This is a genomic window from Frankia tisae, assembly GCF_025403405.1.
In the GTDB taxonomy this organism is placed as follows: Bacteria; Actinomycetota; Actinomycetes; order Frankiales; family Frankiaceae; genus Frankia; species Frankia tisai.
The window spans coordinates 1-689 of record NZ_JANEZT010000768.1 but is presented as its reverse complement, the minus strand read 5'-3'; the positions used below and the strand labels follow the sequence as shown (position 1 = coordinate 689).

At 56.9% G+C, this 689-nt stretch carries 1 protein-coding gene; it reads left to right on the top strand.

The genetic code is table 11. The features are described 5' to 3' along the window. Nucleotides 1–192: 192 nt before the first annotated feature. Nucleotides 193–579, top strand: coding sequence for a hypothetical protein (locus NBZ85_RS31590; RefSeq protein ID WP_261563477.1), 387 nt, complete (start codon nucleotides 193–195; stop codon nucleotides 577–579). Nucleotides 580–689: the final 110 nt, after the last annotated feature.

Genomic DNA, 689 nt, shown 5'->3' with positions numbered 1-689 from the left:
CACCCGTCGAGGTCATCACACCCGCTGCCAGGACACACGCCCACACTCCCGCCGAGTCGCACAACATCCAGACCCATCTCGACGTCACCTACACACAGCAAGATCTACAAGGCACCTGAATGTTTACCGACCGTCGCCCCCGTTGTACACGAAGCGCTGAAGCGCGACCCTTCCCTCGGTCAGCATCTAATCATGACGATGAAATCTGGTCGAGCCATCGGCTATGGCCTACCTTTCTCGCGCATGAACTTGTCGCCATACTTTTCCATAACCTCTGCAGGCTGGTTTCTTCTCGATAGGCGCGGCAGCCAGATACTTGCACGCGGAGCGTTGGCCGAGCTACTTGGCGTCACGCGGAAAATGGACGGCATCGTGATCTCGTTGACCGAGGGACGCAGAATGCGCTTTGTTTCAGGAGGTCTCTCGGTAGAGTCTTCCCGAACCGCCATTCTCGAAGGAGTGGCGCGCGCAAACCTGGCTGTAGCCAACTTCCCCAACGTCGCCCCACAGCAACGCACCGTCTCATTTGAATCCGTCCATTACGGCGGCTACGGAACCCCACTACTAACGAAATTCTAAGTATCTAAACTGCTTCGATGTAGGAGAGTTCCGGGGTGTGGAAAAATCCGCGGACGATGTCTGGTTTTCCTGCGAGCCGGTCGAGGGCGTGTTCGGCGAGTTCGAACAGA

Coding starts and splice junctions, on each gene's coding strand:
- NBZ85_RS31590 (WP_261563477.1), top strand. CDS start 193: ATGACGATGAAATCTGGTCGAGCCATCGGCTATGGCCTACCTTTCTCG.